The organism is Aquibium pacificum (assembly GCF_040839445.1).
Classification (GTDB): Bacteria; Pseudomonadota; Alphaproteobacteria; order Rhizobiales; family Rhizobiaceae; genus Aquibium; species Aquibium pacificus.
Window position 1 is genome coordinate 806,866 of the sequence record NZ_JBDPGJ010000002.1, and the last position, 20,692, is coordinate 827,557.

A 20,692-nucleotide genomic window follows, 5' to 3' on the forward strand; every position below is an offset into this window, starting at 1 on the left:
TCATCCTCGCCTCAGGCCTCGCGGCGGGTGAGGATGAAGCCCGCTACCGCGACGAGCGCGGCAAGCTGGATAGCCAGGATCGTCGAGGACACTCCGGCCAGGATCGAGATCGCGAGACTGGCTGCGAGCGACGCCATGGCCAACAGTTTGGCATTGCGAGAGATCGCCCGCCGCGTCTTCCATGCGACGATGGGCGGACCAAGTGTCGGATGATCCATGAGCCAGTCGTGGAACCGGTCTGAACTCTTGGCGAACGCCCAGGCGGCAAGCAGCAGGAACGGCGTTGCCGGCAGCAGCGGCAGCACTGCGCCCGCGCCGCCGAGACCGACGCAGATCACGCCGAAGGAAAGCCACACATATCTCATCGGCTCCCCCTTTCGAGACACGAAACCGCCCGCGCCTGCCGGCAGGTGCGTTCCCAAGCAAATGGTTCGTGTCGGACGGACAGGCAAGGGCGCGCACGCGGCCAGCGGCGCCATGCTTGAGGGGAAACTCGAAAAATTACTGCCACTGGTGGAGCTGAGGTCCACCGAACGCTAGTACCCAAGCATCCGCGACTGTCCGCCTATCCGACGGAATCGCTTGTCAATTCTGAACGTTCGTCGAAGGCATTACGCGCTTCATTTGTTTCGTTGAACACAACGCGAAAAACGCGCCGCTAGGCCGATTTCTCTTCTGCAATATGAACGATCGACTTGCCGGTATTTTCGCCGGAGAGCAATCCGAGGAAGGCCGGCACGATCTGCTCGAAACCGTACCGAGGGTGCTCGCGGTGAACGATTTTTCCGGCCCGAAGCCAGCCGCCCATCGTTTCTTCGAATTCCGGGCACTCGCCTTCCAGATCGGAAACGATGAAGCCTCGGACGGTCAGCCTTCGCGTCAGGATAAGGCGCATGAACTCGTCCTGCGCCGTCGCCTCCGCCGGCTGCTGGCCGTTGTACTGAGAAATGAGGCCACAGACCACGAGCCGGCCGAAGTCGTTGAAGCGGGCCGTGACCTGCCGGGAAATCTCGCCGCCGACATTGTCGAAATAAATGTCACAGCCTTCCGGGCAGACGCTCTCGAGCCGCCCCGCAAGGTCCGGCTCCCGATAGTCGAGGCACGCGTCGAAGCCGAATTCATCGCGAACGATACGGCACTTCTCTGCGCTGCCGGCGATTCCGATGACGCGACATCCCATCATACGTCCAATCTGTCCGACGAGCCCACCCACCGCGCCGGCCGCACCCGAGACTACCAGTGTCTCGCCTCGCTGCGGCTTGCCGATACGGGTGAGGCCGGCATAGGCGGTCATGCCGGTCATTCCCAGTGGTCCCAGCCAGGCGCCCGCCGGAAAGCTCGCCAGATCGATCTTCCTTGCGGCCTGGGCACGCACGACTGCGTATTGCTGCCAGCCGCCATAGATCGCGACCCGTTCGCCCTGCTCGAAGCCGGGCGCTCGCGACGCCACGATCTCCGCGACCGCCCGACCCGGAATCGCCTCGCCGATCCGCAGTGGCGGCGTATAGCTGCGGCGCTCGTACATCTTGAGCCGCAGGTAGGGATCGACCGAGACAGTCAGGTTTCGGCAAAGGATCTCGCCGTCGCCCGGTACGCCGACATCGACCACGCGCTCCTGGAAGACCTCGGCCGTCGGGTTGCCGTCCGGCCGGCGGAAAAAATAGATCTGTCGGTTCTTCAAGTCGGTTCCTCCGATGCACAAGCGCATCTTGCTTGTCCCAGCCGCACCGCCGCCGGCCGCCTACGCCACCCCCGTGAGAGGGAAGGGAAGCCGACCCTGACACCACGGCTGCCGTGCTTCGAGGTTCCTATACACCAGCATCGCGTTCGATCCCGTGGCTGTGATGAAATTTATGTTCCTGAAATTGCGCAGGCTTTCCTCTTCGCAGTGGCATCCGCCCCGTTGAACTGCCAACGTCGCATGAATTCAGGGAGGATGTGATGAGCGTGCTGTTTTCGGAGGGTTTTCTGGGTGGCCTTCGCCTCGAGAACCGCCTCGTGGTTTCGCCGATGTGCCAGTACAGCGCCGTGGACGGCATCGCGCAGCCCTGGCACCTCGTGCATCTCGGTCAGATGATGATTTCGGGCGCGGGTCTCGTCATCGTAGAAGCTACGGCGGTCGAGCCCCAAGGCCTCGGCACGCGCGGCGACATGGGCCTGTACGATGACGCTCAAGAAAGCGCGTTGAGCGAGTTGGTGGGAAATCTCCGGACGCTCTCCTCTGCGAAAATCGGCATTCAGCTGACGCATACCGGCCGGAAGGCGGCGACCCGAACGATTCCCGAACGCTGGCGCGGCGAACCCTTGCCGCCGGAAGAGGGGCCGTGGAAACCGCTGGCACCGTCGGCACTCGCGTTCGACGAAGGCTGGCAGACGCCGCAGGAATTGGACGAGACCGGCATCCGCCGCATCATCGACGCCTTTGCCCGATCCGCCGAACGCGCCGTGCGGGCTGGCTTCGACCTCGTCGAGATCCACGGCGCCCACGGTTATCTGATCCATGAGTTCCTTTCTCCGATCACGAACCGGCGAACCGATGACTGGGGCGGGACGATCGAAAAGCGGAACCGGTTCGCCTGTGAGGTCGCAAAAGCAGTCCGGAAGGTCTGGCCGCGCGAGCGTGCCCTCGGGTTTCGTCTGAACAGCACGGACTGGCATCCGGACGGATCCACGCTGGAAGACGCTCTCGCGCTGGCCGCGGAGTTGAAATCCATTGGCGTCGACTACGTCGTGATGTCGTCCGGCAACATCGCGCCCGGCATAAGGATCCCGCCGGCGACGCCCGGGCACCAGGTTGCGTTCGCGGCCTCCGTGAGAAAGCAGATCGGGATGACCGCCATGGCCGTGGGCATGATCCTGGATCCGCACCAGGCCGAGGCGATCATTGCGAGCGGGGATGCCGATTTCGTCGCGCTGGCGCGGCCGTTTCTGGACAATCCGCGCTGGGGGCTCCATGCCGCGGCGGCACTCGGCGACGACATCGCATATCCGCCGCAATACATCCGCGCACGTCCCAACAACTGGCTGGGATTTTCGCACGTTCACCCGCATTCGCGCGCCCCGGCAACCCGCCTCCAGCTGGATCGCCCGCGAAGCGTATCGTCCTGGGATCGGCCGAACTCAGCCTGAGGATGACGCGGAGGCAACCTGGTCGACGTGCGTGGCCTGTTACTCCGCCGCCTCGGTCGCCGTATCACCGCCGACCATGCATGCATTGCCGGCATTGCCGAACGAGGTCCATCCGCCATCCACGTAGAGAATCGAGCCGTTCACATAAGATGCCTCGGGCGAAACGAGGAACAGGGCCGCATCCGCAATGTCTTCAGGCCGGCCCAGGTCTCCCATCGGGATGCGGCGCCGGATTGCGAGCGTGTCGATGTGGCCTTCACGTTCGAGTGCCGCCACCCCGGGCGTCCGGATGTAACCGGGGGCAATCGTCGCGGTCCGGATTCCCGATGGACCCAGTTCGGCCGCCATGCAACGGGTGAGGATGTCGATGCCGGCCTTCGATGCGCCGTAGGCGTGCCGCGGCGCAAACGGCAGGAAAGTGTTGATCGATCCGACGTTCAGGATCATTCCACCCGACCCCATCGCTTTCAGCGCTTCCCGGCTGCAAAGGAAGGCGCCCGCAAGGTTCACGTCCAGCACCGCCTCCAGGTCGCTGGGTGACTGGTCAAGGGCCGGCTTGAAGGCGTCGGCGATCGCCGCGTTGTTGATCAGCAAGTCGATGCGGCCGAAGCGGGCCCGGATTGCCTCGAAAGCCTCCACGACAGGCTTCTCCAGGGTCACGTCCAAAGCGAGACCGAGATGCGGCGAGCCAAGCGAGTTCGCGAGCGCCATCGCGCCTGCCCCATCCTGGTCGAGCGCCACCACCGTATCTCCGTTGGCGGCGAAAGTCCGCGCGATCGCTTCACCGATGCCACGGGCGGCGCCCGTCACCGCCACGATGCGCCCGTTGTCCGGGAGGTCGGGGAGCGCGAGTTCTTCCGCCGGAGTTCCGTCGACCGGCGCATGCGCATCGCCCGGCTGGTTGAAGGAGGCCCAGCCGCCGTCGACGGCGAGCACCGATCCCGTCGCGTAGCGAGCCCGGTCCGAAGCCAGGAACCGCAGCGCCTGTGCGATCTCGTCGGGCCGCCCCATGCGGCCCATCGGGACACGCCTGCGAACCGCCGCGAGATCGGCCTTGCCGAGCCGTTCGAGCTCCGCGACCATGGGCGTGCGGACATATCCGGGCGCGACGGCGTTGACGCGTATGCCGCGACCCGCCCATTCGCAGGCAAGCGACTTCGTGAGCGAGATCAGTCCGGCCTTGGAGGCGGCGTAGGCGTTGCGGCGCGGGTTGCCGAGCACACCCGCCAGCGAGGCGGTGTTGACGATGGCGCCGCCCGGTTTCATCCGGCTCGCAGCTTCTCGGGCCATCACGAACGGTCCGACCAGATTGACGCTGATCGCCTTGCGGAAGGCATCGAGCCCCGTCTCGATCGTGGGTGCCATCGTCGGTCCCATGGCGGCGTTGTTGACGAGCACGTCGATCCGGCCGAACCGAGCGTCGATCTGCGCGAAGAGCGCGAGGATGTCGGCCTCGCTCGAGACGTCGCAGGTCAGTCCGACGTGTTCCGGCCCGAGCGAGGCGGCGACTTGCGCGACGTCGGTGCCGGTCAGATCGACCGCGACCACGAGGTCGCCGTCGGAGGCAAGAAGCTCGACCAGCGCCCGGCCGATCCCGCCGGCCGCACCGGTGACGACCACCACTCTTCGGCTATCTTCCATGGCGTGCTCCCTTGCGGACTGCTGCTTCAAACGACTGGCGCAAGACGGCGGAAAGACCCGTCTCGCCAGATCAGGCCTTCCTCGTCGAGCGACAAGGCCGCGAGGACCCTGCCGAAGACGATTGTATGGGTGCCGTGCGAAAGCTGCGTCTCGACCTGGCAGTCGAAGGTGGCCAACGCGCCATCGAGCACAGGCGCACCGGTAACAAGCCGGTCCCAGCGGCCTTCGGCGAAACGCTCCTCGGGCGTGGTCTCCACGCCCGTGAAGAGCCGCGCGATCCTGTGCTGTTCCTCGGTCAGGAAGTTGATCGCGAATGCGCCACTTTCGGCGATCAGGCGTTCGGCCGTCGAATCCCGGTTGAGACTGACCAGCACGAGCGGCGGCTCGGCGGAAACCGAGCAGAGCGAAGCCGAGGTCAGGCCGTTCGCTTCCTCGCCGGATCGAGCGGTAAGCACGAATACCGCGCTCGCCACCTGCCGCATTGCGGCTTTGAACTCGCGCTCGCCCGCAGCCCGTAGATGCCCTTCGCCGGCTTGCCGCGCAATTCCGCCGTCTCGCCTCGTCTGTCCGCGGTGGCTCTTTGCGTCCGGGCGCCCTGGCCGGGGGGAAGACATTGCACCGCCTCTCCGTCGCTCGCGTTGTGATCGGGACGCCGATCGGGACCGGCTTTCATGAGATGGGAGCGGCGGCCGCTCCCGTGGTCGATGTGACGCTCAGCCCCGCGAGAGCTCGGCGAGCAGCGCATAGATGGGATCGTTCGGCGATGGTGCACCGATCGGCTGGCGCGGACCGAAGCGTGTCGCTTCGTCTGTCTCAGGCGGTCCCTGCTCTTCCACCCAGTCGTAGACGACCGTGCGCCGTGCCACGCGCCATTCACCGGTGCGCTTCTCGAACCTGTCGCAGTAACGTCCAGCCAGCAGGAACTGCCGCACCACACCCTTGGCGTCTGGCCCGCGCTGTAGCGCGGTGAAGTAGCTTTCCACCGCCGCCACGTCGGGTCCCGCAAACTCGATCAGGATGTTGGCCACCTGGTGCACGTTGCGCGGGCCGCTCTTGAAGATCTCCAGCGCAAGACGGATGAAACCTTCGGCGGGACCGTCATAGGCGCCATGGCAATCGTGCGCGTCTTCCCAATACGAGGCGCGCAGTGCCGCTTCGTCGGCCCGATCGATACCGCGGCAATAGCGGTAGATGTTGTCGCGGATGGCCTCGCGATCGAGAAGTTCGGTGAGTCTGGACTCGCTCAAGCCTGGTCCTCCGGCGTTCATGGGGTGGAGCTGCGCGTTACGATCAGCGCGTCGAGCGCCACGACGCCCTTCCCCGCCTCGAACACGCGCACGGGATTGAGATCGATGCTGTCCAGGGATCGTTCGTTGGCTGCGGCAAAGCGCGACAGCGCCGACAGCAAGTCGGCGAGGGCATCGATGTCGGCCGGCGGTGCCCCGCGAACGCCTTCGAGCATGGGATATCCCCGGATCTCGCGGATCATCCGGTGCGCTTCGGCGATGTCGAAAGGCGCGGCGCGGAAAGTGACGTCTTTCAGGACTTCGACGAAGATGCCGCCGAGGCCGAACATGACCACGGGGCCGAACGAGGGGTCCATTGAAACACCCGCGATCACCTCGACACCACCGGATATCATGGGCGAGATCAGAAGCCCGTCGATCCGGGCGTCCGGCCGGTGCTCGGCCGCGCGCGCCAGGATCGCCGCGCCCTCCTTCCGCGCCTCCGCTTCGTTGGCGATGCCGATCGCAACGCCGCCAATCTCGGTCTTATGGGCGATATCCGGCGAGGCGACCTTGATCACGCACGGAAAGCCGATGGTAGCCGCCACCGCGCCAACATCGTCACCCGGACCCGCGAGCGCCTCGGCGGGAAAGCGGATACCCGCCGCGGAAAGGATCTTCTTGGCCTGGTGTTCGCCCAGCGGACCTGCGCGGAGGTCGACGGGAGATGCGACCTCCGGACCGCCCTTCTTTGCTTCGGCCCGATCGAAACTCTTGCGGAAATGCACCAGCGCTCCGAGGGCGGTCATAAGCGCGGTGCCGTCCTCGTTGACGATGAAACCATCGGCTTCGTAGGATCGGACGATTTCACGCGGCGCCGACATGGTGAGCGACATGATCGTGGAGACGGAGGTGCGGGAAGCCGTCTCCAGCATTTCGCGCAGTCTGTCCGCGAAGGTGGGGCTCGCCGGTCCGCTTCCGAAGATGCCGGTGAAAAAATCGTAGCCACCCTTTTCGAGCATCGCCGCCACGTAGCTCGTCATCAACGGCAGGTCCGTCAGCGCCTGCGCGGTCGCATCGACCGGATTGCGCGGCGAAGCGTAAGGCAGCAAGGCCTTGAGTTCCCGCTGCGCCTGTTCCGGCATGGGCGCGACGTCGAGGCCTGCCGCTTCCGCGTCGTCGGCCATCTGGATGCCGAAACCGCCCGACAGCGTGAAAATACCGATCTTGTTGCTCTTGGGATAGACGCCACGTGCGCATGCCTGTGCGACGTCGAGCTGTTCGTTCGTGGTACGGGCACGCCAGACCCCGTATTGCCGGAAGACGGCGTCGAAGACCGCGTCGGAGCCTGCGAGAGCGGCGGTATGGGAACTGACAGCGTGAGCCCCGACCTCGGACCGGCCGACCTTCATGAAGACGATCGCCTTCTTCCGCTTCTGCGCCAGATCGAGCGCATCGAGGAAAACGTCCCGGTTGCGGATGCCTTCCGCGTAAGCCATCACCACGTTGATGTCGGGCTGCTCCACGGTCCAGCGCAACGCTTCGGCCACGTCGATGTCGCATTCGTTGCCGGTCGTGATGAACTTGCCGATGCCCATGCCCCGCTGCCGCGCCAGATGCGCAATGTGCGAACCGTAGGCGCCGCTCTGCGAGACGATGCCGACCGGGCCGGGCTGCATGAGCGTCCCGTCGAGCATGGCGGAGAAGGTGCCGTACCAGCCGGTCGCGGGACTGAAGACGCCGAGACAATTTGGACCGAGCAGCCGCATGCCACTTTCGCGGGCGATGCCGGTCATCTCCTCCTGCAGGGCACGGCCTGCCTCGTCGGCCTCCGCGAACCCGGCCGAAAAGACGATCGCGGCCTTGACCTTGCGCGCCGCACAGGCGCGCACCGCCTCTAGAGTTCCGGCAGCCGGGACTGCGAGGATCGCAACGTCGGGCGTCTCCGGCAGGTCCGCCACCGAGGCATAGCTGCGCAGCCCCTGCACGGTGTCGCGCCGGGGATTGACGGGGAACACGGCCCCGGCGAAGCCGGCTTCGCGGAGATAGCGCAGCGGACGGCCGCCGATGCGCTGTGGATCGTCCGAAGCGCCGATCAACGCAACCGAGTTCGGCGCCAACAGCGGGGCGAGGGTGTCTATTCGCTCGAGCATCGGTCGGTCCCGTCCTCCTGGAGAAGGGGTACACCGAAACGTGCTTCCGGGAGACCGCGGACGCCCAGCCCCTCGATGGCGTAGAGACATCCGCCCTGCGGGTGGCGCGAAATCGCGCGGCCCGAGCCCGAATCCTTGATCGAGGTGACGTAGAGGGTCGACAGGTCCTCGCCGCCGAAACTCACACAGGAGGGCATGTCCGTCGGAGCATCGATCAGGCGATCGAGTTTTCCGCGGGGCGTGAAGCGGGCGATTTTCCCGACCTGCACGAGGCAGACCCACAGGCAGCCTTCCGCGTCCACAGTCGCGCCGTCCGGTCCCGAATCGAACACGTCGGTATCGACGAGAATTCGCGGATCGCCGATTTCGGCATCGCCCGGACCATAAGAAAAAGCCCTGATCGTGCGGTCGAGGCTGTCGGAGAAATACATTGTCCGTCCGTCGGGGCTGAAACAGAGCGAATTGAATATCCGGATGCCGGTGGCAAAAACGCTGGAGCGGCCTTCGCGGTCCACTCGCCACAGCTTGCCCAGCGGGTCCGCGTTGACACCCATCGTGCCGCAAAGGAAGCGCCCGTAGCGGTCGTTCTTGCCGTCATTGAACCGTACCTTGCGGTCAGCCGGCTCCGGTATCATCAGCGGCGAGAAACCACCCGACGCGAGGTCGAGCAGATAGATGCCGTCGGCCAGTCCCACGACCAGCGTGCCCCCCTCGCCCAGCGCGATCGAGCCGACCATCGAGGGCGTATCCCAGGATTGGAACGCACCGGAAGCCGGAACATGGCAGCGGATGCGGCGCGACACGCCGTCGACCCAGTAGAGCCGCTTGTTGTCGTAGTCCCAGACGGGACTTTCGCCGAGGAGGTCCGGCGTCTCGGAGACGAGGGAATAGTGTATCGTCATGTGCGGGCCGGCCAGTGAAAGGGATGGGTGGAGGAGAAATCTCCTCCACCCCGAGCCTTGGGAGGCTTACTTGAGCAGCGGGCAGTTGCTCTCGGCGGCGGGACGCCAGGCGTCTTCCGCCGGGACCGTTCCGGTAATCGTGTAGTAGTCGTAGTCGCCCTTGGATTCGTCCGGGCTCTTGATGGTGGCGGCGTACATGGGCCGCATCGACTGGCCGTCCGCCCGGATCGTCACGTCCTTCATCTCGAAGTCGTTGATCGGCGTCTCGTGCATCGCCTTGACGACTGCCTCGCCTTCGTCGGTGCCCGTCGAAGCGACGGCCTTGAGGTAGTGATTGACGGCGCTGTAGGTGCCGGCCATCGTCTCGTTGGGCGTGCGGCCCCGGAAACGCTCGCGGAATCTTTCGGCAAATTTCCGCGTCTCGTCATTGGAGTCCCAGTAGAAGGGCGTAACGATCTGCAGGCCCTGCGCAACCTGCAGGCCGATGCCGTGCACCTGGTTGATCTGCACGCCGAGGGGGGCGAGCTTCTGGCCGGCGGCCGTGATGCCGAATTCCTGCGCCTGCTTGATCACGTTGGCGAAGTCGGAGCCGGAGTTGGCGAGGGCAATCACCTTGGCGCCGCTGGCCTGCGCCTGCAGGAGATAGGACGAGAAGTCATTCGAGTTCAGCGGATGCAGGACCGAACCCACGACCTTGCCGCCGGCGTCCTCGATGAATTTTGTCGTATCGGCCTGCCACTGCTTGCCGAACGTGTAGTCGACGGTGATGAAGAACCAGGTGTCCTCGCCCGCTTCCACCAACGATTTCGCCGTCGCCTTGGGAAGCGAATAGGTGTCGAGCACCCATTGCATGCTGTAGGGCGTGCAGGCGTCGTTGGTGAGCGAGGACGAGGCGGTTCCCGCCAGCATGTAGGGCTTCTTCTTCTCGGCCATCATCGTCTGCACGGCGAGCGCGATGGAGGAGGCGGAACCGCCGACGATGGCGTCCACGCCTTCCTCGTCGATCCACTTCTGCGCGATGGCCGCGCCGATGTCGGGCTTGTTTTGGTCGTCGGCGATGACCAGTTCGATCTTCTTGCCGTCGATCTCACCGCCGAAATCCTCGATCGCCATGCGGGCTGCCTCGACCGAACCCGGGCCGCCATTGTCGGCGTAGGGGCCGGACTGGTCGGCCATGATGCCGATCTTGATCACGTCGCCCGAGATGCCTTGAGCCAGCGCCGCCGAAGCCAGCACCGTCGAGCCTGCGAGCACTGCGGCGAAGGCCGCGAAACCCTTGATCTTCTTCATTTCATTCTCCTCCACTTTGGTTTCCGGACAATCTTCACCGCGCCGGAAGCGGGTTGCACATCCGGCGCGTCGCGCCGGCCGATCTCACGAAAAAGCAAATGTCATGGCGCCGTCGACGAGCATCATGTCGCCGCTCACCCAGGTCGACTCCGCGCTGGCGAGGAAGAGCGCAGCGTTGGCGACGTCTTCCGGTTCGCCGAGCCGTCCGAGCGGCACTTTCTGCCTGCGCCGTTCCCAGCCGGCCTCGTCGACGACGCGATTGGCGCCATCGGTGCGCGTCGAACCCGGCGCAATGGCGTTGACGCGGATGTTCATCGGGCCGAACTCCGCCGCGGCCGAGCGTGTCGAGGCTTGAACGGCTGCCTTGACGGCGCTGTACATGATGCCGTGACGCAGCGCGATGAGTGCCGCCGGCGACGCGATGTTGATGATCGATCCGCCTCCGGCGTCCCGCATTTGCGGGACCACGGCCTGATATCCCCATACGACGCCCTTGAACCCGACGTCGATCATGCGGCCGATCGTCGTCTCGTCCTGCTCGAGAAGCGAGCCGTAACGGTTCCACATGGCATTGTTGACGAGCACCGTGACGGGACCAAAAGCATCGGACAGCGCCGCGGCGGCGGCGAACACATCGGCCCGATTGGCGACGTTGCCGACGAGCGGGATCGCTTTTCCACCCGCGTTCTTGATGGCATCCGCCGCTTCACTCGAGATTTCGGGCTTGAGGTCGAGGACGCCCACCGCGGCGCCTTCACGCGCGAATGTTTCGGAGATGGCGCGACCGATCCCGCGTCCTCCTCCCGTGACCAGTGCCACAAGACCTTCAAGCCGCCCCGACATGCGCGTCCTTTCCGGCATTCCTGCTCCACCCGGACGGCTCTGAAGCCACCGCCCACAATTGCCTCGGCCTCGCTCGAAGCCGCGAGACCATCGCCGCGATCATCGCGCGCGGCGCGATTCATCGCTTTCCCTTCCGCACCTCGTGCGAAAGATCCAAACCCGCGTCCTGACCGCCGTCCGACATCGATCGAAAGTCCCGGGAAGACCCGGCCGGCATGGCTCGGTTTTCCCCCCAGAGCGGGCTTGCCCGCAGGCGCCCGTCTTCCGTTCCTCCCAGGACCGGAAGGTATCCGGCCTTGACGAAAGGCAGCTTGTCATGCGCAGTGCGGTGAGGCCAGAAGCAATTCCTACGTAGCGAGCAGTTTCACATTCTTGAAAATGACGATCGCTGGGAGGAGCGTTCGATGCAGAATTCTCAGGTCAAGTCCGCGACGCGGGCCATCGAGATACTCGAGTACTTCAAACTGTTCAGGCAGCCGCGCGCGATGTCGGAGATCGCGCTTGCTCTCGGATATCCGCAATCGAGCACGACCGTGCTCCTCAAGACTCTCGTCACGCTGGGCTACCTCAACTTCGACCGCAAGGAGAGGCTCTATTTTCCGACCCCAAAGGTGACTGCGCTGGGAGACTGGGTGCCGCGTGCGCTGTTCGGTACGGGGCGCGTGCTGGAAGCCTTGCGGGACGTGCACGCCGCGACGGGCGAAACCGCGTCCATCAACACACGCAACGACGTCTATCTACAATACGTCAAGATCATCCAGTCGGTGCATGCGCTGCGCTTCCACGTGGATGAAGGCACACTGCGCCCGCTCACGCAGTCGGCCGTCGGCTGGCTTTTGCTCTCGACCCTCTCGGACGACAAGATCGACAACACGGTGCGCCGCGCCAATATTGCGACGCCCCGCGCAGCCGACCGCGTCAAGATTTCCGACATGATGGAGCGGGTGCGCGAGATCCGGCAGCAGGGCTACGCCTGGACCGAGAACATCCCGTTCCTCGGCGGCGGCACGGTCTGCGTGCTCCTGCCGATCACGATCCAGAACCAGCCCGCCACGATCGGCGTGGGTGGCGCCGCCGAACGGGTCCGGCAGAACCGCGAGCGCTACCTCGCGATCCTCCAGCGCGCGGCCAAGTCGGTCGCGCCGAGCGACCCGTTCGACCAGCCCATCGACATCGAATTCTGAAGAAGAAAGCCCCGGGGTTGCACGCGAGAATTGGGGAATCCCGTGGAGGCTCAGAGCGCCTGGACGGAATTTTCCGGCTTGGTGACCGCGGCTTCGGCCTTTCGGCCGCGCAGGTATCGCGTCAGCGCGTCGAATTCGCCGACGAAACCGCGCCGGAAGAAGACGATCACCACGAGCAGGATAACGCCCTGGCTGATCAGTGCCCATTCGCCGAAACCCGCGAGATAGTCGTTGAGCATGATGATGATGCCTGCCCCGAAGATCGGGCCTGTCAACGTGCCCAGGCCGCCGAGCAGCGTCATCAGGATGACCTCGGCCGAGATCGGCCAGGATGCGTCGGTGAGCGTGGCGAACTGATAGACCGTTGCCTTCATGCCGCCGGCGATGCCGGCCATCGTGGCCGAAAGCACGAAGGCGAGCAGCTTGACGCGCTCGGGGTTGAAGCCGAGCGACTCGACGCGCGGCTGGTTGTCACGGACGGCCTTCAGGACTTCGCCATACGGCGAATGGACGATGCGGTAGTAGACGAAGACGCAGACCAGCGTCACTGCCAGCACCACATAGTAGAAGACCGCATTGTCGGAGACGTCGAACAAGCCGAAGAGCGCATTGCGCGGAATGGCCTGCATTCCGTCCTCGCCACCCGTGAACGACGACTGGAGGAAGATGAAGTAGACGAACTGTGAGAAGGCGAGCGTGATCATCGCGAACTGGATGCCCTGCCGGCGAATCGACAGCACTCCGATCAGGAGGCCGAGCAGGCCGCTGAAGATGCCGCCGCACAGGATCGCCAGTTCGAGCGACATTGGGGTCGTCTTGAGCAGGTGACCGGTGATGTAGGCGGCGCCGCCGAAGAACATCGCATGCCCGAAGCACAGCAGGCCCGAATAGCCGAGCAGCAGGTTGAACGAGCAGGCGAAGACGACGAAGCACATGATCGTCATCAGCGTGACGGAGTAGAAATAGAAGGGCGCCACGAGGAGAAGCGCGACCGCGACCACGGCGGCGAGAAGCGGAAGTCTCATCAGTTCGCCTCCCGCCCGCTGAAGATGCCTTGCGGGCGCAGATAGAGCGCAACCGTCATGAAGAGGAAGATAACCACGCTCGCGGCCTCCGGATAGAACACCTTGGTCAGGCCTTCCACGATGCCGAGCATGTAGCCCGTGGCGACGGCTCCGATGATGGAGCCCATGCCGCCAATGACGACGACCGCGAAGACGACGATCATCAGGCTCGAGCCCATCGAGGGCGAGACCTGGTAGATCGGTGCCGCCAGGACGCCGCAGAGACCGGCGAGCCCCACGCCGAACCCGTAGGTCAGCGTCATCAGCTTGGGCACGTTGATGCCGAAGGTCTGCACGATCTGCGGGTTCTCGTTGGCCGCGCGCAGATAGGCGCCGAGCTTGGTATGGTCGATCAGCAGCCACGTGCCCACGCAGGTGACAATAGAAAAAGCCACCACCCAGAGCCGGTAGTAGGGCATGAACATGAAGCCCAGATTGACGCCGCCGGGTATCGGGTTGTCGTAGGGCAGCCCGGTCGAACCGTACTTGATGCGCACCAGCCCCTCCACGATAAGGGCGACGGCATAGGTAGCGAGCAGGCTGTAGAGATGGTCCAGTCCGGCGAGAGGCCGCAACAGCACGCGCTCAAGAAAGATGCCGAACAGCGCGACGGCCAAGGGCGCAAGGACAAGCGATGGCCAATAGCCGATGCCCAGATAGTTCAACAGCAGCCAGGCGCAGAAGGCTCCCAGCATGTACTGCGCGCCGTGGGTGAAGTTGATGACGTGCATCATGCCGAAGATGATGACGAGCCCCATGGACAGCATGGCGTAGAAGGAGCCGTTGATCAGGCCGATCAGGATCTGTCCGAGCAGCAGTTGCGTGCTGATGCCATCGAACATTGCTCACACTCCCAGATAGGATTTGACGCGGTTCATGTCCGCCGCCAGTTCGGCGTTGGTCATGCGGTCGACCACCTTGCCGTTCTCGACGACGACATGCCGGTCGGCGACGAGGCGGGCAAAGCGTAGGTTCTGCTCGACCAGAATGATGGTGAACCCCTTGGCCTTGAGCCTCTTGATGATACCGCCGATCTCCTTGACGACCACCGGCGCCAGGCCTTCGCTGGGCTCGTCGAGGAGAAGCAGCCGTGCACCGGTTCGCAGGATGCGCGCGATCGCCAGCATCTGCTGCTCGCCGCCCGAAAGCTTGGTGCCCTGGCTGGCCGACCGCGCCCTGAGATTGGGAAAGGTTTCGAAGATCTCCGCCTCGGTCATCCCGCCCGGCTTCAAAACGGGCGGCAGGAACAGGTTCTCCTTCACCGAGAGCGAGGAGAAGATGGCGCGTTCTTCGGGGCAGTAGCCTATCCCGAGGCGCGCGATCTCGAACGGGCGCATTCCGACGAGGTCGCGTCCGTCGAAGCGGATCGCGCCGGTTCTCTTCTGCAGGAGGCCGACGATCGAGCGCAGCGTGGTCGTCTTGCCGGCACCATTTCGGCCGATCAGCGTCAGAAGCTCGCCCGGCCGCACGTCGAACGCCATGCCATGCAGCACACGCGACTCGGCGTACCACGCGCTCAGGTCGTCTACCTCGAGAAGGGTCTCGCCGTCCTTCGTCTCACCCTTGGCAAGCGATTGCGCGCCGCTATTCATCGATGCCTCCCATGTAGGCCTCGACGACCCGCTGATCGTTGGAGACCTCCTGATAGGAGCCCTCCGCCAGCACCTCACCGTGCTGCAGCACCGTGATGCGGTCGCACAGCGTCGAGACGACGGAAAGATTGTGCTCGACGAGCAGCACGGTGCGGCCGACGGCCACCCGCTTGATGAGTTCGGTGATCGGCTCGATGTCCTCGTGCCCCATGCCCGCCGTCGGCTCGTCGAGCAGCATGACGCGCGGCTCGAGCGCGAGCGTTGTGGCGATCTCCAGCGCCCGTTTCTTGCCGTAGGACAAGGCAGCGGCCGGGCTGTCGCGGTTGTCCTGGATGCCGACTTGCTCGAGCAGTTCCTCGGCGCGCTGGTTGAGCGGCGCGACGGCCCGCAGCGATCGCCAGAACTGGTAGCCGGTCCCGAAGGAGGATTGCAGCGCTACGCGCACGTTCTCGAGCACCGTCAGATGCGGGAAGATCGCCGAGATCTGAAAGGAACGGACCAGGCCGCGCCGCGCGACGTCGGACGTGCGCATGCGCGAGATGTCCTCTCCGTCGAGCAGGATGCGTCCGCGCGTCGGCGTCAGCGTCTTCGTCAGAAGGTTGAAGCAGGTCGTCTTGCCGGCACCGTTCGGTCCGATCAGCGCATGGATGGATCCTCGCCGAACAGACAGATTCACGTCCTTCACCGCGGCAAAGCCGCCGAAGACCTTCGTCAGACCTTCGCCCACCAGCGCCTTGTCCGTGATGTCAGCGGCGGAATTCGCGCCGGGTGGCGCGACTGCTGCAATGGTCGCCATCGTCTCCTCCCTCGCGCGCGCCAGTGGCGGCGCTCCTCAACTCGGCAGTTTCAGGACCGCCTTCGCAAGGATGTTCTTCTGTATCTCGTTCGATCCGCCGAAGATTGCAGGTGCGCGGGAATCCAGGAAAAGGTTCATCGCGTCGACCTTCCCGTTGCCGGCGTCTATGTCGTCGAAGTAGCGTGCATCCTCGTCCGCGAGTGTCAGCGTTTCCTCGGTGATGCGCTGGTAGAGTTCGGTCGTGAAGATCTTCAGCATGGAGACGTCGGCACCGAGCTCGCCGCCCTCGCGCAGCACCTTCGCAAAGCGGTCGAAAGCCGAGCCGAGATCGTAGAGATCGAGCCTGTGCCGCGCATAGCGCGAGCGGAAGGCGGGATCCGAAAATGCTCCCTTGGCCTGGGCGAGTTTTTCCAGGCGCTCGATGGCGATCTCGGGACGGGTGGTCGCGCCGAGAAAGATCCTCTCGTGCCCGAGGACCGACTTCGCGACGTTCCAGCCCTGATCGATCTCGCCGACGACGTTGCCGACCGGCACCCGCACGTCGTCGAAGAAGACTTCGCAGAAATCGGTCTCGCCGCGCAGGTTGGCGATCGGGCGCACCGTCACGCCGGGCGTCGTCATGTCGATCAGAAGGACCGTGATGCCCTTCTGCCGAACCTTCTCGTCACGGCTCGTGCGTACGAGCGCGAAGATCCAGTTGGCGCAGTGGGCGAGCGTGGTCCAAATCTTCTGGCCGTTGACGACGAACTCGTCGCCGTCGCGCACCGCGGAAGTCCGCAGGCTGGCGAGGTCGGAACCCGAACCGGGCTCGGAATAGCCCTGGCACCACACGTGCTCCCCCGAAAGGACGCGCGGCATGTAGTACGCCTTCTGTTCCTCGGTGCCGTGTTCCAGGAGAAGCGGCCCGACCAGACCGATTCCATGATCGGGAATGCGTGGGCAGCCGAGCCGCCCCCATTCCTCGACATAGATCATGTGCTTGGCCGGGGAGAGGCCCATGCCACCATGTTCCACCGGCCAGACCGGCGCCAGCCAGCCTTCCTCCGCCAGCGCGTGATACCACACCGCCACCTCGTCGAAGAGCGGCCGCTGCTTGCGCATGAAGCGCAGCTCGGCGGGGAGCCGCCGCTCGACCAGATCGCGAAATGCGTCGCGAAAGGCCGCGTCCGACAGCGCGTTCCAGTCCTGGGCCGCGGCCATCACAGCGTATCCTTGAAGACGGCCGGGCGCTTCTCGACGAAAGCACGCATGGCTTCCTTGGAATCCTCGTGGCGGGTCATCTCGACCGTCAGATTCTGCTCGAAGCGGTAGCCGTCGCGCAGTGGCATGTGCTCCACCGTGTTGATGGCGCGCTTGGCGAGGCTGAGCGCCTTCGGGCTCTTCGCGGCGATGATGCGGGCCATCGCCATGGCTTCGTCCATGAGCTTCTCGAGCGGCACGCAGGCCTCGATGATGCCGCGCCGGTAGAGTTCCTCGGCGGGCGCGCGGTAGCCGGTCAGGATCATGCGCCGGGCGAGCGACTTCGGAAACATCGTCATCGTGTGGCGCGCGCCTCCCATCAGACCGATGTCGATCTCGGGCAGCCCGAACACCGCGTTGTCGGAAGCCAGAACGATATCGGCCGCATAGACGGGTCCCAGTCCGGCGCCGAGCGCCGGGCCGTTGACGGCGGCGATGACGGGCTTGCCGCACTCCATGATGCAGTTCGAAACTTCGCGCGTGCGGCGCAGATGGCGATATGTCTCGCCCTTGATATCGCCCACCGCCTGCCGGTTCTTGATGTCGGCGCCGGCCGAGAAGATCTTCCCGCGGCCGGTGATGACGATGCAGCGCACCTCGGGCGTGTCGTTGAGTTCGTCGAACACCTCGATCAGTTCGTCGGAAAAATCGCGCGAGTAGGCGTTGACCGGCGGATTGTCGAGCTGGACGACCGCGATGCGCTCCTCGACCGTTACCTTGATGAGCTTGTTCTGCACGATTTCCTCCCCGCCTCAGGCGGCGCGTTCCAGATTGACGAATTGGAGCCGAAGGTCCTCCGGCTGGCCGAGTGTGGCGTTGAGGCCCGTGGCACGCTTCAGGTAGAGCCCGATGTCGCTTTCGTCGGTGAATCCCATGGCGCCATGGAGATGCACGGCGCGGCGGCAGACCGAGACGGCGGCGTCGCCGGCGCGTGCCTTGGCCGCGAGCACGGCCATCCGCCCCGCGCGATCATCGCCGAGCGCGAGCGTCTCGACCGCATTGACCACGGCCGCGCAGGCGAATTCGGCGTCGGTCCACATGTCGACGAGGCGATGCTGAATGACCTGGAAGCTCGCGATCGGCTTCCCGAACTGCACGCGCCCCTTGGTGTAGTCGATGGTGATCTCCACGGCGCGCGAGGCGATACCGGCGAGTTCCGCGGCCAGCGCGACCCGCGCGGCGGCGATCGGCTCATCCATCAGATCGTCGAGCGACGGCGCCGAGGCGATCAGAGCCTCGACTGGCACCGCACACCGTTCGAGGCGCAACGTGCCTATGACGGCCCCGTCGACCCCGGCGGCCGTTTCCACCGACATGCCCGGGCCGCCGGCGCGCACCGCGAACAGTCCCACGCCATCCGCCATGTCGGCGGTCACCAGGAAGTCCGAAGCCGAAAGTGCCAGATCGACGTGGCGCTTCGTGCCGGTGAGCGAAAATCCGCCGCCGGGCGTCTTTTGCGCCGTCATGGCGCGGCCTGGCGCATCGATCCAGGCGGGCGCGAGCGCGAGATTGCCGCCGACCAGACCCGCTGCGAGACGCTCCCGCTCCTGAGACTGGGCGGCCGCGGCAAGCAGGCGCGACGACAGAACGGCCGAGATCGCCACCGGCTCGCTGATCAGCGCACGCCCGAGCGCCTCGCTGACGACCACCTGCTCGGCGAGCGTGAGCCCGGCGCCGCCCAGTTCCTCCGGTAGAAGGATCGCGCTCCAGCCGGCTTCCGCCATGGCCTGCCAGAGCGCCGCGTCGCGATCTCCACCAGCGGCTCGCTTGGCACGCACGGAAGCGGGGCCGGGAAAGCGCGAGGCGAGCGTTGCCACGCTATCGCGCAGCATGGCGAGCGTTCCCTCGGGATCGTCGAGTTGAGCCTGGGGCATTCTTCCTCCCTTGCGCGGCTATCGCCGTCTTGAAGAAACGGTAGGCGATGGGACCGCCTCGTACAACGCAAACACCGCGCTGCGGATCGGTTTCATGGATGTGAAGATCTAGCCGGGCAGCGCGTGGCTTCCATATCGTTCGCGGAGTTTCGTCTTCTGCAGCTTGCCCGTTGCCGTGTGGGGCAGTTCCTCGGCAAACACGATGTCGTCGGGCAGCCACCATTTCGCCACCCGCGCCGACAGGAACGCCATCAGTTCGTCGCGTCCAGGCGTCTTTCCCGATTTCGGCACGACGATCATCAGCGGCCGCTCCTGCCATTTCGGGTGATGCACGCCGATCACCGCCGCCTCCGCGACGTCCGGATGCGCGACGGCCGCGTTTTCGAGATCGATGGAAGAGATCCACTCGCCGCCGGACTTGATGACGTCCTTGGACCGGTCTGTCAGTTGCACGTAGCCGTCGGCGTCGATCTTGGCGACGTCGCCTGTCGCGAACCAGCCTTCCGCATCGAGCACGTCGCCGCCTTCGCCCTTGAAATAGCCCGAAGCCACCCAGGGTCCGCGCACGAGCAGATCGCCGGCCTGCGACCCGTCGTGGGGGAGCGGCTCGCCGTTCTCGCCGCGGATCCTGAGCTCCACCCCGCAGATCGCGCGTCCCTGCCTGACCTGGACGTTGACCTGCTCCTCTTCGGAAAGGCCGCGATGCTTCGGAAGAAGGTTGCCGATCGTCGCCAGCGGGCTCGTCTCGCTCATGCCCCAGGCATGGATGACGAAGACGCCGAAATCGCGCCGGAACCGCTCGATGATGGCACGGGGCGCGGCCGATCCGCCGATGACGACGCGCTCCAGCTTCAGACGGGAAAGATCCAGGCCGGGCGTCTCGTCGATATGCTTGAAAAAGCCGAGCCAGACGGTGGGCACACCGAGCGAGAAGTTGCAAGTTTCCGCGACGGCGAGATCGAAAAGGCTCCGGCCGTCGAGGTGCGGACCCGGCAGCACCAGCTTGGCGCCGCACATCGCCGAAGCGTAGGGAACGCCCCAGGCATTGACGTGGAAGAGCGGCACGACCAGCAGAACGCTGTCGGCGGCCGAAAGCCTGAGGCCGTCCGCCGCGCATGCCGTGAACGAATGGAGCACCGTCGAGCGGTGCGAATACAGAACGCCTTTCGGATTGCCCGTCGTGCCGGACGTGTAGCAGAGCGAGGACGCGGAGCGCTCGTCGAACTGGGGCCAGACCAGCTCATCGGGTTCGCCTTCGATGAGGGCCTCGTAGGCGATCGTTCCGTCCGGTGCGTCCGGAAGGCGCGCCTCATCGGTCATCGCCACGGTCCGCTCGACCTTGCCGAGCCTCGGCCGGAGATCCGTCACGAGCGCGGCGAAGGTCATGTCGAAGAACAACACTCGGCTTTCCGCGTGGTTCAGGATGTAGTCGATCTGCTCGGGAAAGAGCCTCGGATTGACCGTGTGCAGCACAGCTCCGATGCCGGAGACAGCGAAATAGAGTTCGAGATGCCGGTGCGTGTTCCAGGCGAGCGTGGCGACGCGGTCGCCCGGGCGGATGCCCATGCGCAGCAGAGCGTTGGCAAGCCTTGCCGAGCGGGAGCGGACCTCGGCCCAGTTCGTGCGCACGATCGGCCCCTCGCAGGTACGGCTTACGATCTCGACGTCGGGATGATAGCGGGCCGCATGCTCGATCAGCCCCGATACCAGGAGCTGCCGGTCCTGCATGAGCCCGAGCATGGCTGCGCCTCCGGGCGTC

At 65.1% G+C, this 20,692-nt stretch carries 19 protein-coding genes; 2 read left to right on the forward strand and 17 right to left on the reverse strand.

Annotation, left to right across the window (positions count from 1 at the left end; translation table 11 throughout):
* Nucleotides 1-11 precede the first annotated feature (11 nt).
* Both ABGN05_RS10315 and ABGN05_RS10320 read right to left on the reverse strand, forming a co-directional pair.
* Nucleotides 12-365 (reverse strand): YbaN family protein, encoded by a 354-nt coding sequence (locus ABGN05_RS10315; protein ID WP_367953920.1) that lies wholly within the window; start codon nt 363-365, stop codon nt 12-14.
* 293 nt (nt 366-658) lie between these two features.
* Entirely contained in the window at nt 659-1,681 is a 1,023-nt protein-coding gene (locus ABGN05_RS10320; protein ID WP_367953921.1) for an NADP-dependent oxidoreductase, read from the reverse strand.
* A 260-nt stretch (nt 1,682-1,941) separates the two neighbouring features.
* Here ABGN05_RS10320 and ABGN05_RS10325 point away from each other — a divergent pair, with 260 nt between their 5' ends.
* Nucleotides 1,942-3,129: an NADH:flavin oxidoreductase/NADH oxidase gene (locus ABGN05_RS10325; protein ID WP_367953922.1), complete on the forward strand. Its 1,188-nt coding sequence runs from the start codon at nt 1,942-1,944 to the stop codon at nt 3,127-3,129.
* A gap of 39 nt (nt 3,130-3,168) precedes the next feature.
* Here the strand turns inward: ABGN05_RS10325 and ABGN05_RS10330 are convergent, their stop codons facing one another.
* The 7 genes from ABGN05_RS10330 to ABGN05_RS10360 all read right to left on the reverse strand — a co-directional run bounded on the left by ABGN05_RS10330 (nt 3,169) and on the right by ABGN05_RS10360 (nt 11,202).
* Nucleotides 3,169-4,770, reverse strand: coding sequence for an SDR family oxidoreductase (locus tag ABGN05_RS10330; protein WP_367953923.1), 1,602 nt, complete (start codon nt 4,768-4,770; stop codon nt 3,169-3,171).
* A gap of 26 nt (nt 4,771-4,796) precedes the next feature.
* A complete protein-coding gene (locus ABGN05_RS10335; protein WP_367953924.1) occupies nt 4,797-5,252 on the reverse strand; it encodes a flavin reductase family protein in 456 nt (151 codons plus the stop codon).
* 231 nt (nt 5,253-5,483) lie between these two features.
* Entirely contained in the window at nt 5,484-6,017 is a 534-nt protein-coding gene (locus tag ABGN05_RS10340; protein WP_367953925.1) for a nuclear transport factor 2 family protein, read from the reverse strand.
* Nucleotides 6,018-6,034: 17 nt separating this feature from the next.
* Nucleotides 6,035-8,149 (reverse strand): acetate--CoA ligase family protein, encoded by a 2,115-nt coding sequence (locus ABGN05_RS10345; protein ID WP_367953926.1) that lies wholly within the window; start codon nt 8,147-8,149, stop codon nt 6,035-6,037.
* Entirely contained in the window at nt 8,134-9,051 is a 918-nt protein-coding gene (locus tag ABGN05_RS10350; RefSeq protein ID WP_367953927.1) for an SMP-30/gluconolactonase/LRE family protein, read from the reverse strand. Before ABGN05_RS10350 ends, ABGN05_RS10345 begins: the two co-directional genes overlap by 16 nt.
* Nucleotides 9,052-9,117: 66 nt before the next feature.
* Nucleotides 9,118-10,332, reverse strand: coding sequence for an ABC transporter substrate-binding protein (locus tag ABGN05_RS10355; protein WP_373695926.1), 1,215 nt, complete (start codon nt 10,330-10,332; stop codon nt 9,118-9,120).
* A gap of 93 nt (nt 10,333-10,425) precedes the next feature.
* Nucleotides 10,426-11,202 (reverse strand): SDR family NAD(P)-dependent oxidoreductase, encoded by a 777-nt coding sequence (locus ABGN05_RS10360; RefSeq protein ID WP_367953929.1) that lies wholly within the window; start codon nt 11,200-11,202, stop codon nt 10,426-10,428.
* Between the two features lie 386 nt (nt 11,203-11,588).
* Between ABGN05_RS10360 and ABGN05_RS10365 the strand changes: the two genes are divergently transcribed.
* Nucleotides 11,589-12,368, forward strand: coding sequence for an IclR family transcriptional regulator (locus ABGN05_RS10365; protein WP_367953930.1), 780 nt, complete (start codon nt 11,589-11,591; stop codon nt 12,366-12,368).
* A gap of 50 nt (nt 12,369-12,418) precedes the next feature.
* On the opposite strand, the gene ABGN05_RS10370 is transcribed toward ABGN05_RS10365, so the two are convergent.
* The 8 genes from ABGN05_RS10370 to ABGN05_RS10405 all read right to left on the reverse strand — a co-directional run bounded on the left by ABGN05_RS10370 (nt 12,419) and on the right by ABGN05_RS10405 (nt 20,673).
* Entirely contained in the window at nt 12,419-13,393 is a 975-nt protein-coding gene (locus ABGN05_RS10370) for a branched-chain amino acid ABC transporter permease (protein ID WP_367953931.1), read from the reverse strand.
* Nucleotides 13,393-14,274, reverse strand: a complete 882-nt coding sequence (locus ABGN05_RS10375; protein ID WP_367953932.1) for a branched-chain amino acid ABC transporter permease — start codon at nt 14,272-14,274, stop codon at nt 13,393-13,395. Before ABGN05_RS10375 ends, ABGN05_RS10370 begins: the two co-directional genes overlap by 1 nt.
* A gap of 3 nt (nt 14,275-14,277) precedes the next feature.
* Nucleotides 14,278-15,024, reverse strand: a complete 747-nt coding sequence (locus ABGN05_RS10380; RefSeq protein WP_367953933.1) for an ABC transporter ATP-binding protein — start codon at nt 15,022-15,024, stop codon at nt 14,278-14,280.
* Nucleotides 15,017-15,820, reverse strand: a complete 804-nt coding sequence (locus ABGN05_RS10385; protein WP_367953934.1) for an ABC transporter ATP-binding protein — start codon at nt 15,818-15,820, stop codon at nt 15,017-15,019. Before ABGN05_RS10385 ends, ABGN05_RS10380 begins: the two co-directional genes overlap by 8 nt.
* A gap of 36 nt (nt 15,821-15,856) precedes the next feature.
* Nucleotides 15,857-17,020: an acyl-CoA dehydrogenase family protein gene (locus tag ABGN05_RS10390; RefSeq protein WP_367953935.1), complete on the reverse strand. Its 1,164-nt coding sequence runs from the start codon at nt 17,018-17,020 to the stop codon at nt 15,857-15,859.
* On the reverse strand, nt 17,020-17,796 hold the full coding sequence (locus tag ABGN05_RS10395; protein ID WP_367953936.1) for an enoyl-CoA hydratase/isomerase family protein: 777 nt from the start codon (nt 17,794-17,796) through the stop codon (nt 17,020-17,022). The genes ABGN05_RS10390 and ABGN05_RS10395 overlap by 1 nt, the downstream gene beginning before the upstream one ends.
* A 15-nt stretch (nt 17,797-17,811) precedes the next feature.
* Nucleotides 17,812-18,933, reverse strand: a complete 1,122-nt coding sequence (locus ABGN05_RS10400; protein WP_367953937.1) for an acyl-CoA dehydrogenase family protein — start codon at nt 18,931-18,933, stop codon at nt 17,812-17,814.
* A 108-nt stretch (nt 18,934-19,041) separates the two neighbouring features.
* A complete protein-coding gene (locus tag ABGN05_RS10405; protein WP_367953938.1) occupies nt 19,042-20,673 on the reverse strand; it encodes a long-chain-fatty-acid--CoA ligase in 1,632 nt (543 codons plus the stop codon).
* Nucleotides 20,674-20,692: the final 19 nt, after the last annotated feature.

What these genes read in the sequence shown, in the direction of transcription:
- ABGN05_RS10315 (WP_367953920.1), bottom strand. Translation starts at nt 365, where the DNA reads ATGAGATATGTGTGGCTTTCCTTCGGCGTGATCTGCGTCGGTCTCGGC.
- ABGN05_RS10325 (WP_367953922.1), top strand. Translation starts at nt 1,942, where the DNA reads ATGAGCGTGCTGTTTTCGGAGGGTTTTCTGGGTGGCCTTCGCCTCGAG.
- ABGN05_RS10330 (WP_367953923.1), bottom strand. Translation starts at nt 4,770, where the DNA reads ATGGAAGATAGCCGAAGAGTGGTGGTCGTCACCGGTGCGGCCGGCGGG.
- ABGN05_RS10335 (WP_367953924.1), bottom strand. Translation starts at nt 5,252, where the DNA reads ATGCGGCAGGTGGCGAGCGCGGTATTCGTGCTTACCGCTCGATCCGGC.
- ABGN05_RS10345 (WP_367953926.1), bottom strand. Translation starts at nt 8,149, where the DNA reads ATGCTCGAGCGAATAGACACCCTCGCCCCGCTGTTGGCGCCGAACTCG.
- ABGN05_RS10350 (WP_367953927.1), bottom strand. Translation starts at nt 9,051, where the DNA reads ATGACGATACACTATTCCCTCGTCTCCGAGACGCCGGACCTCCTCGGC.
- ABGN05_RS10360 (WP_367953929.1), bottom strand. Translation starts at nt 11,202, where the DNA reads ATGCCGGAAAGGACGCGCATGTCGGGGCGGCTTGAAGGTCTTGTGGCA.
- ABGN05_RS10365 (WP_367953930.1), top strand. Translation starts at nt 11,589, where the DNA reads ATGCAGAATTCTCAGGTCAAGTCCGCGACGCGGGCCATCGAGATACTC.
- ABGN05_RS10370 (WP_367953931.1), bottom strand. Translation starts at nt 13,393, where the DNA reads ATGAGACTTCCGCTTCTCGCCGCCGTGGTCGCGGTCGCGCTTCTCCTC.
- ABGN05_RS10375 (WP_367953932.1), bottom strand. Translation starts at nt 14,274, where the DNA reads ATGTTCGATGGCATCAGCACGCAACTGCTGCTCGGACAGATCCTGATC.
- ABGN05_RS10380 (WP_367953933.1), bottom strand. Translation starts at nt 15,024, where the DNA reads ATGAATAGCGGCGCGCAATCGCTTGCCAAGGGTGAGACGAAGGACGGC.
- ABGN05_RS10385 (WP_367953934.1), bottom strand. Translation starts at nt 15,820, where the DNA reads ATGGCGACCATTGCAGCAGTCGCGCCACCCGGCGCGAATTCCGCCGCT.
- ABGN05_RS10390 (WP_367953935.1), bottom strand. Translation starts at nt 17,020, where the DNA reads ATGGCCGCGGCCCAGGACTGGAACGCGCTGTCGGACGCGGCCTTTCGC.
- ABGN05_RS10400 (WP_367953937.1), bottom strand. Translation starts at nt 18,933, where the DNA reads ATGCCCCAGGCTCAACTCGACGATCCCGAGGGAACGCTCGCCATGCTG.
- ABGN05_RS10405 (WP_367953938.1), bottom strand. Translation starts at nt 20,673, where the DNA reads ATGCTCGGGCTCATGCAGGACCGGCAGCTCCTGGTATCGGGGCTGATC.